At 74.3% G+C, this 9,392-nt stretch carries 6 protein-coding genes and 1 pseudogene; 5 read left to right on the forward strand and 2 right to left on the reverse strand.

Annotation, left to right across the window (positions count from 1 at the left end):
• Positions 1-381, forward strand: a pseudogene (locus tag ACFVIM_RS28875) (multidrug transporter); the annotation flags it as partial.
• A 523-nt stretch (positions 382-904) separates the two neighbouring features.
• The gene (locus ACFVIM_RS28880) at positions 905-2,890 is read left to right on the forward strand and encodes a SpoIIE family protein phosphatase (RefSeq protein WP_384307317.1); all 1,986 of its coding nucleotides are present in this window, start codon (positions 905-907) and stop codon (positions 2,888-2,890) included.
• A 248-nt stretch (positions 2,891-3,138) separates the two neighbouring features.
• Here ACFVIM_RS28880 and ACFVIM_RS28885 read toward each other — a convergent pair whose 3' ends face one another.
• Positions 3,139-4,239 carry an alpha/beta hydrolase family protein gene (locus ACFVIM_RS28885; RefSeq protein ID WP_384307306.1) on the reverse strand — a complete coding sequence of 367 codons (1,101 nt, stop codon included), beginning with the start codon at positions 4,237-4,239 and terminating at the stop codon, positions 3,139-3,141.
• Between the two features lie 92 nt (positions 4,240-4,331).
• Here ACFVIM_RS28885 and ACFVIM_RS28890 point away from each other — a divergent pair, with 92 nt between their 5' ends.
• Positions 4,332-5,315, forward strand: a complete 984-nt coding sequence (locus ACFVIM_RS28890) for an ArsR family transcriptional regulator (protein ID WP_384307320.1) — start codon at positions 4,332-4,334, stop codon at positions 5,313-5,315.
• Between the two features lie 150 nt (positions 5,316-5,465).
• Here the strand turns inward: ACFVIM_RS28890 and ACFVIM_RS28895 are convergent, their stop codons facing one another.
• Entirely contained in the window at positions 5,466-6,524 is a 1,059-nt protein-coding gene (locus ACFVIM_RS28895) for an enoyl-CoA hydratase/isomerase family protein (RefSeq protein WP_384307308.1), read from the reverse strand.
• A 323-nt stretch (positions 6,525-6,847) separates the two neighbouring features.
• On the opposite strand from ACFVIM_RS28895, the gene ACFVIM_RS28900 reads away from it, so the two are divergent.
• Together ACFVIM_RS28900 and ACFVIM_RS28905 are read left to right on the forward strand one after the other, a co-directional pair.
• Entirely contained in the window at positions 6,848-8,038 is a 1,191-nt protein-coding gene (locus ACFVIM_RS28900; protein ID WP_384307312.1) for an acyl-CoA dehydrogenase family protein, read from the forward strand.
• Positions 8,039-8,705: 667 nt separating this feature from the next.
• Positions 8,706-9,392 (forward strand): hypothetical protein (locus tag ACFVIM_RS28905; protein WP_384307315.1); only part of this gene is annotated, 687 nt, incomplete at its 3' end.

Genomic DNA, 9,392 nt, shown 5'->3' on the forward strand with positions numbered 1-9,392 from the left:
GAGCGGCACCGCCCCACCGGGACCGGGTCGCCGCGACCCGACTGGATCACCGTGCAGACCCGCCCGTACACCGACGCGCTCGCCCTCACCCTGCCGTCCGCCGTCGCGGTGGGGGAGCGCGTCCGGGCCGGGGCGACCGTGACCCAGGGCGGGCGCGCCGTGCCGGTCGGGTTCCCGCTGAGCGCCGACTGGACGGGGTCGAAGGGAGTGCACCTGGGCCCGGCGGCGGGTGCGGGTCCGTGGCACCGGGCGGCGTTCGACCCGGGCACGGGGGAGCTGACGGGCCTGCGGAGCGGGGAGGTGGAACTGTCGCTGACGGTGAGCGGGGTCACCGAGCGGGTACGGGTGCGGATCACGGCCACGGGCGGGGCGCCGGGGTAGCGGTGGGCGCCAGCCGGTCGGGGCGCCGGTCGGCCACTGGCGTGCGGGCGCCAGCCGGTCGGGGGCGTGTCAGGGCGGTGGTGACGTGTGGCGCTGACGGGCGCGGGCGGGGCGGCCAGCGACGCGGGGGGGCGCACCGACCGCCGCGCCGGGTCGCGGGTGTGCCGCGCGGGCCGGGCGACCACCGGCCTGCGGGCGTCATTCGCCAGGCGCGCCGAGTCGCCCGTGTGGCGCTCGGGGCCCATGGGGCGGCCCGCGCCCCGCCTGGCGGGGTTCGCCGTGCGGGTCCGGCCCGGCCGGGGGAGCCTGGTCACAGGCGCGGCGCAGGAGGTGGTGCGGTGTGGCCGGGCCGCAGCAGCCCGACGAGCCTGAGGCGCCCGACGAGCCTGAGGAGCCCGAGACCCCCGGGGCGAAGGGGAACCAGGTGCTCGCCTCGGCGCTGTCGGCGCTCGTCGACGGCGTCCACGCCACCTCGGGCGCGCTCTACCTCCTCTCGGCGGGCGAGACCTCCGACGTCCTGGACATGGCGGTCAAGGCCGGACTCCCCCGGGCCTTCTCCGCGCCCTGGGAACGGATCGCGATCACCAGCCCCGCCCCCGCCCCGGTCGCCGCCGCCGTCCTCGAACGGCGGCTGATCTGGGTGCCCGGCGAGGAGGAGATGGCCCGGCGCTTCCCCCGTATCGCGATCGTCCTCCCGTACTCGTACTGCATGGCCGCACTGCCCCTGACCGGCGACGACACCGTCTACGGCGCCGTATACGTCACCTTCCCCGGCTCCCACCCCGCCGAACTGTCCCCCCGGGAGCGCGACCACCTCATCACCGTGTGCGAGGGCCTCGGACGGCGGCTGCACCGCGCCGCGCGCCACGGCACCCCGGTCACCACCGAGCCGCACTACGTCGGGCCCCGCTCGCCGGGGCGCGCGGTCGGCGCGATCGAGGCGGTACGGATGCTCAGCCGCCTCCCCGAGGGCTACTGCGCGCTCGACGTCGACGCCCGGGTCACCTACGCCAGCCCCGCCGCCGCCGACCTGATCGGGGTGCCCGTCTCCCAGCTGGTCGGCGCCCGGCTGTGGACCGCCGTGCCCTGGCTGGACGACCCGGTGCACGAGGACCGCTACCGGGCCGCGATGGTCAGCCAGCGCGTCACCCGCTTCACCGCGCTGCGGCCGCCCCGCGACTGGCTGGCGTTCCGCCTCCACCCCGGCCGTGACGGCGTCAGCGTGCGCATCGCCCCCGACGACCGGGCCGGAGACACGCCGGGGCGGCCGAGCACGGGCCAGGAGCGCACCGGCCCCGCCCGGCTGGTCACCATCTCCCACATCCTCAAACTGGCGAGCGCCCTGACGGAGGCCGTCACCGTCTCCGATGTGATCGAGCGCGTCTCCGACGAGATCATGCCCGCGCTGGAGAGCAGTGCCCTGGTCTTCCTGGCGCCGGAGAACCGCCGTGTGCGGGTCCTGGGGCACCGGGGCTATCCGGACGCCCGTGTCGTGGAGCGCTTCGACGGAGTGCCGCTGACCGCCCAGATCCCCGGTGCCCAGGCGCTGGCCACCGGGGTCCCGGCGTTCTTCGAGTCCCGGGCGGAGCTGGAACGGGTCTACCCGGCGCGGCACGCCACCCCGGACGGCATGGCCGCCTGGGCCTATCTCCCGCTGGTCGCCTCCGGCCGCCCGGTCGGCCTCTGTGTCCTCGGCTACGCCACCGAGCACCGGTTCGCCACCGAGGAACGGGCCGTGCTCACCAGCCTGGGCGGACTGATCGCCCAGGCGCTGGAGCGGGCCCGGCTCTACGACACCAAACTGAGGCTCGCCCAGGGCCTCCAGTCCGCGCTGCTGCCGCACACCCTGCCCGTGGTGCCGGGCCTTGAGGTCGCCGTCCGCTATCTGGCCGGTACCGAGGACATGGACATCGGCGGTGACTTCTACGATCTGATCCCGGGCACCTCCCTGACGGCCGCCGCCATCGGGGACGTCCAGGGCCACAACGCCACCGCCGCCGGGCTGATGGGCCAGGTCCGCACCGCCGTGCGCGCGTACACTGCCGTCGCCCCGACCCCGGGCGAGGTGATCGCCCGCACCAACAAGCTGCTGATCGACCTCGACGCCGATCTGCTGGCGAGCTGTGTCTACCTCCATCTCGACCTGCCCGCCCACCGGGTCCGCATGGCCCGCGCCGGACACCCCCAGCCGCTGCTGCGCGACCCCGGCGGCCGGGTCCATGTGCTGCGGCTGCCGGGCGGGCCGCTGCTCGGTGTGGACCGGGCGTCGGTCTACCCCACGACGGAGGTGCCGCTGCGGCCCGGGTCCGTCCTCCTGCTCTACACCGACGGGCTGATCGAGATGCCCGGGGTCGATCCCGACGAGTCGGTGGCCGCGCTGGCCGACCGCCTCGCCCGCGCGGGCGGCGGCTCCCTGGAGAGCCTCGCCGACGCGCTGCTGGACGTGCCGCCCGGCCCGGGGCGACGCGGGGACGACACGGCGCTGTTGCTGCTGCGGGCGCTGGAGTAGCGGGTGGGGCGGTGGCGGTGCTCCCCGAAGGCGCGGCGGCGGTGTTCCCCGCGTGGCGGCGATGTTCCCCCGAGGTGCGGTGGCGGTGTCCCCCGAAGGCGCGGCGGTCGAGCGGGCCGACGGGGCCGACGGGCGGGGCCGAGGGCCGGGCCGCCGCCTCCGTACCCTCCGTACCCTCCGTACCCTCCGTACCGTCCCGCCGTTCCCGCCGTACCGTTCCCCCGTACCGTGCCGCCGGGCCGGCGCCGCTACGACAGATGGCGGGCGAAGAAGCCCCCCACCCGGGTCCGTACCCCGGCGAGCGTCACCACCGGATCCCCGGTACCGATCAGCGCGGCACGCGCCGACGCGGTCACGAGACCGGCCGAGTGGAGCCGCGCGACGAGCGAGCCGTAGTCGGTGAACGCCCAGTGGTTCGCGTCGGCGAGCAGCACCCGGCGGCCGGGCAGGCCCGCCCAGGAGGACTCGACGCGCGCGGCGCCCTCGAATCCGCCGGTGCGTGCCAGCAGCAGCGGCCGGTCGAAGCCGCGCGGCACCGGATACAGGTCGAGATAGCCCTCCAGATTCGCCACCGCGCCGACCCGGCCATCGCGGCAGGCCGTGTACACCGCCGCCGTGCCGCCCGCGGAGTGCCCGTACAACCCGATCCGGCGGGCGTCCATGACCGGGGCGAGCGGCAGAGTCCCGAGCCGGTCGAGGACCAGGCGGAGGTCCGCGATCCGGGTGTCCACCATCGTGCGGAAGGTCGCCGGGTCCGGCGGGCCGGTCAGGACCGTCTTCCGCATCCCCGTCGGCAGCTCCACTTGCGAGGCGTCACCGGGGTGGTCGACGAGGACGACCACCCCGCCATGGCTCGCCCAGTCCTCGGCGAGGGTCGTTCCGAGTGTGCGGGAGTCACCGCCGCCCGGCGAGTACACCAGCACCGGACGCCGTCCGCGCAGCGGCGGCGCGCCCGGGTACCCATGGGTGAGGACCGCGCCCCAGTCCACCGCTCCCGGCCCCGGCAGCCCCGGGCGCACGTACGGCGCGTACGCGGCGAACACCGCGGCCTCGCCCCGGGTGAGCTGCGGGGCGCGGCAGAGGCCGGCCACCGACCGGGCCGGGTACAGGACGGTGAGCATCAGCTGCCGTACGCCACCCACCCACGGGTCGGTACGGGCCGGGTCCACCAGATGGACCGTCCGTACGCCGACGGGGTGGGAGCCGGAGGGCGCGGGCAGCCACAGCGCCGGGCCACCGCCGGAGGCAGCGGCAGAGGCGCCGGAGGCAGCGGCGAACGCGGCTGTGGGCAGCAGGGCGGCGGCACCCCCGCATAGGGTGCCCTTCAGAAGAGCGCGTCGAGAGGTCATGGGGACAGCCTGGGAGCGGGGGCCGTCGCGGTGCGAAGGTTCAGGTCCTGGCCACAAGGCTGGCCTGAGACGAGGAGCTGTGCGTGGTGCCGGTGCTGCGAATCCACTTCACCGCGGACGACTTCGCCCGGGTCCGCCTCGCGCCCCGCCCCGCGCCGCTCCAGGAACTGCACGCCGCCCTGACGACCGCCGTGTCCCAGCGCGGCGGGCCGCTGTTCGCGCCGTGGCGCGGCCGGGTACTGCGCTCCCTCCCGCCCGCGGCCGCCCCGCTCGGCGACCTGGTCCCGGCGGGCCGCCCGCCCGCCTTCCTCGACGTCCTCGGCGACACCCTGTCCGACGGCTTCGAGCGGATCCGCGCCACCCGCCCCGGTCTGGTCCGCTCCGAGCTGGAACGGGTCTACGGTCCGGCGCCCGCCCCGCGCTGGATCCATGGCCTGCACGCGGGCGACGACACGGCCTGGCACACCCTGCGCCGCGCCCAGCGGGCCGCGTTCGAGACGGTCCTCGCCCCGGTCTGGACCGTCGTACAGGACCTGCACCGCGCGGAGTTCACCCGCTACGCCCTCACGGTCGCCGAGCACGGGGTGGCCGCCGCGCTGACCGGCCTGGCCCCGGGCGGCCGACTCCGTGCGGGCGTGTGGGAGTGGCCCGGCCACCCCCACACGCCTGGCGCGGCCCCGGGCCGTGATGTCCGCCTCGACGGGCGCGGTTTGGTGCTGCTGCCCACGTTCCACCACCCGGGGGGCCCGCTGCTCCAGGACATCCCGGGGCATCCCGTGGTCCTGACCTATCCGGCCGGTCCCGGGCTCCCGCCCACCGCGGGGCGCCCGGCCGCCCCCGCCGAGGCCATGGCCACGGTGCTGGGCCGCACCCGGCTCGACGCCCTGCGGCTGCTCGCCGAGCCCCACACCACGACCTCCCTGGCCCGCGCCCTCCATGTCACCAGCGCGACGGCGTCGTCCCACGCGGCGGCGCTCCGAGCGGCCGGTCTGGTGACGACGGCCCGCACGGGCCGCTCGGTCACCCATCGGCGCACGGCCCTCGGGGCGCTGGTCGCGGGCGCCGGGCCGTCGTAGCCCGTCATGGTTCGTCAGGGTCCGTCAATTTCCGTACTTCTACGACCTGTTCCGTCAGGAGGCGGAGCCGGTGAGCCGCGGTTCGCCACCGGGCGGGCCGAGAGTTGTCGTCCGGTGCGCACGGGGCGACTCGTCCTGGCGGCGGTCCGGTCAGCCCCGTACGGGCGCCAGCCCCAGCTCGTCCGCGCCGAGCGGCGCGAAGTAGCGCGCCACGTCCGCGTCCGTCACCTCCGCCAGGGTCGCGGGTGACCAGCGCGGTCTGCGGTCCTTGTCGATGATCTGCGCCCGGACGCCCTCGACCAGGTCGGGGGAGCGGAAGGCGGCGCAGGAGACCCGGTACTCCTGGTCGAGCACCGGCTCCAGCGCCCCGAGCGCCCGCGCCCGCCGCAGCGCCGCCAGGGTCACCTTCACCGAGGTCGGCGAGCGGGTCAGGATCGTCTCGGCGGCGTCCTTCGCGGCCGGGTCGCCGTGGGAGAGCAGCCGGTCCACGATCGCCTCCACCGAGTCGCCGCTGTAGCAGGAGTCGATCCACTCCCGCCGCCGGGCCAGCTCCCCCTCCGGGGCGGGCCGCGCGAAGCGCCGTACCGCCTCCTCCGGCGGGGCCACGGCGAGCGCCGCGATCAGCCCGGGGAAGCGTTCGTACGGGACGAAGTGGTCCGCGAGCCCGCACAGCACGGCGTCGGCGGCGCCCACCGCGAGCCCGGTCAGGCCCAGATGGGTGCCCAGTTCGCCGGGGGCGCGCGCCAGCAGATGGGTGCCGCCGACGTCCGGGACGAAGCCGATCACCGTCTCCGGCATCGCGACGGCCGAGCGCTCGGTGACGATCCGTACGCCGCCGTGGGCCGAGACCCCGACCCCGCCGTCCATCACGACCCCGTCCATCAACGCGACATACGGCTTGGGGAAGCGTGCGATACGGGCGTTGAGCAGGTACTCGTCCCGCCAGAAGTCCAGCGCCGTCCGGTCGCCCGCCAGCGCGCTCTCCCTCATGGCGCGGATATCGCCCCCGGCGCACAGGCCCCGCTCACCGGCGCCCCGGATCACCACGGTCCCGACGGCGGGGTCGTGCTCCCAGGCGTCGAGCACCGAGCGCAGGGTGCGAACCATGGCGTGGGTGAGGGAGTTGAGGGCACGAGGGCGGTTGAGAACGATATGGGCCGCATGGCCCTCGGTCGAGGTGAGGACGGAGTCGGACGCGTCCAGGGCCATCGTGTGCGTTCCTTTCCGGGTACGGATCTTCCCTCCCCATCCTCGCCGACGCACGGCCGTGGCACGCAGGGGGCCGGGCCTCGCGCGGCCCTGAGGCAGAGCTGCGGCGGTTCGGCGCCCGCGAACGCGTCGGCGATGCGCACGCGCGACCGGCTCACCCCGGCCGCGCTCCCCGTGCCCGCGAGGGCGCCCCGCGTCATGGCCCTTCCGGATTCTTGCAACACGTTCTACCGTGTGCGCCGCGCCCGGGGCACACCGCCGCCCGGGTCCGCCCCGCACCCCGGGTGCGGCCGCAGCGACCCACCGACCACTCTGGAGGGGCCGTGCACCTCGCCTACACGCCCGAGCAGCGGCGGCTCAGCGCCGAGCTGCGCGCCTACTTCGCCGACCTCATGCCGGACGACGCCCACGCCCGGCTCGCCGACCGGGTCGAGCGCAAGCGCTTCTACCGCCAGACGATCCGGCGGCTGGGCGCCGACGGCTGGCTCGGCGTCGGCTGGCCGGCCGAGTACGGCGGCCGTGGACTCACCCCCGTCGAACAGTTCATCTTCTTCGACGAGGCCGCGCAGGCGGTCGTGCCGCTGCCGCTGATGGCCCTCAACACCGTCGGGCCGACGCTCATGGCGTTCGGCACCGAGGAGCAGAAGGCGTACTTCCTGCCCCGGATCCTCTCCGGCGAGATCGACTTCGCCATCGGCTACAGCGAGCCCGAGGCGGGCACGGACCTCGCCGCGCTCAGGACCCGTGCGGTACGGGAGGGGGACGAGGCCACCGGCCACTACGTCGTCGACGGCCAGAAGATCTGGACCACCAACGGCGACACCGCCGACTGGGTCTGGCTCGCCACCCGCACCGACCCCGCCGCGCCGCCGCATCGGGGCATCACCCTGCTGCTGGTGCCGACGACGGACCCCGGTTACTCCTGGACCCTGATCAACACCCTCGCCGGGCATGACACCACGGCCAGCTTCTACGACGGTGTCCGCGTCCCCGCCGCACACCGGGTCGGGGCGGAGAACGAGGGCTGGCGGCTGATCACCAACCAGCTCAACCATGAGCGCGTCACCCTCGCGGCGCACGGCACCATGGCGATCCGCGCCCTCCGCGACGTCCAGCGCTGGGCCGCCGACACCAAACTCGCCGACGGCCGCCGTGTCCTGGACCTCGGCTGGGTCCGCGCCCGGCTGGCCCGCGCCCACACCCGGCTCGACGCGATGAGGCTGCTCAACTGGCGCATGGTGGGCGCGCTCCAGGACGGCAGCCTCACCCCGCAGGACGCCTCCGCCGTCAAGGTCTACGGCTCCGAGGCGCGCCGTGACGCCTACGCCTGGCTGATGGAGGTGGCGGCGGCGGCCGGCCCGCTCACGGAGGGTTCGGCGGGGGCGGTGCTCCAGGGCGAGCTGGAGCGCGGTTACCGCTCCGCCGTCATCTTCACCTTCGGCGGCGGCAACAACGAGATCCAACGGGAGATCATTTCCTGGATCGGCCTGGGTATGCCGAGGGTTCGCCGCTGAATTTCGTGACGGCTCACCGGCATTGGTATGGACCATTTAGGCCGGGTCCGGGGAGGGGCCCGGGGAGTCGACTCGTGGGCGATGGGTGCGAGCGGCCGTGTGGTGTCCGGTGACTGGACGGTAACCCGGTCACCCGTCGCCGTACGCCCGGTGAATTCCCGGCTCGCCGGAGTTCCGGCAGGGCGGTGAGATGGGGGAGGAGGAGCCCCTGTAAAGAGGGCGATCCAGCCATGTGTCGTGCTGGCTTCATCGCTCCGGAATTCATGAAGGCTGCGTTTCCGCTGCTCGTGTAAGGGATGATGGACCGGGGAGAGGGGGAGCGACGGGAAAGCGTTGGTCGCTTACCAGCCAGTCCGGACAATGACCCAAAGCCCGTTCTCCTGGCTTGAAATCCTTTGCGCCGTCGGTCTCGACGGTTTTCCGGCGGGCCTGTCACGAGGGACTAGACCATTGCCTCTGGCCTGAACGTGTGGGTATGGTCGAAGTGATTCGAGGCGGTCATTTGTGTTGCAAATAATGCAACCGGATGGCCAGGCCAACTGGTTCTTCCTCTTCCTCAGGGGCGCGGTCGGCGTGGGCAATGAGGCCCCTTCGGCTCCCTGGTCGACAGTCATCCGTCGCCAGTGCGGGTTTCCTTTGCCATGTGTTATGGATGCGAGGTCAGTTCATGGGTGGGCGGGTCATCTACACCGGGTTCGAGTACCAGTACCCGGTGGGCGGAAACCGGTTGATCACGGAACATGTGGCCCTGCTCGCGGCCGCCGGGGTCGACTCCTACCGCTGGTCCCCGACGCCCGGGTTCCGCTACACCTGGTTCGACGACACCGTGCCCACGCTCTCCGGTACCGAGATCGACCTCGGCCCGGACGACCTGGTGGTGCTGCCGGAGCTGACGGTCCTGCCCGGGGTGGACCCGGCACCCGGCGGACGCAAGGTCATCTTCGTACAAGGCCACTTCATGACCTTTCTGACCTGCCCCGACCTCCACCCCTACCCCGGCTGGGCCGATCCGCCCGCGCTCTGGACCATCTCCCGGGACGGCGTCGACGTGCTCAGCCGCGCCATCCCCCATCTCCCGCCGCCGACGCTGGTGCCCAACCCCATCGACGCCGGCCTCTTCCGCCCCGCCCGCGCCAGGACGCCCAGCATCGCGTGGATGTCCCGTAAGCGGCCCTCCGAAAGCTCCCTGCTCAAGCAGCTGCTGCGGAACGACCCGAGGAGCGAGGGTGTCGAGCTGCGGGACATCCGTGGCCTTCCGCATGAGGAGGTCGCCCGGGTCCTGGCCGACACCTCGGTCTTCGTCGCGCTCGGCGCCCCCGAGGGCGAGGGCTTCGGCCTCCCCGTCGCCGAAGCC

Source organism: Streptomyces sp. NPDC057638, from assembly GCF_042800315.1.
Taxonomy (GTDB): Bacteria; Actinomycetota; Actinomycetes; order Streptomycetales; family Streptomycetaceae; genus Streptomyces.

What these genes read in the sequence shown, in the direction of transcription:
- ACFVIM_RS28880 (WP_384307317.1), top strand. Translation starts at nt 905, where the DNA reads ATGGCGGTCAAGGCCGGACTCCCCCGGGCCTTCTCCGCGCCCTGGGAA.
- ACFVIM_RS28885 (WP_384307306.1), bottom strand. Translation starts at nt 4,239, where the DNA reads ATGACCTCTCGACGCGCTCTTCTGAAGGGCACCCTATGCGGGGGTGCC.
- ACFVIM_RS28895 (WP_384307308.1), bottom strand. Translation starts at nt 6,524, where the DNA reads ATGGCCCTGGACGCGTCCGACTCCGTCCTCACCTCGACCGAGGGCCAT.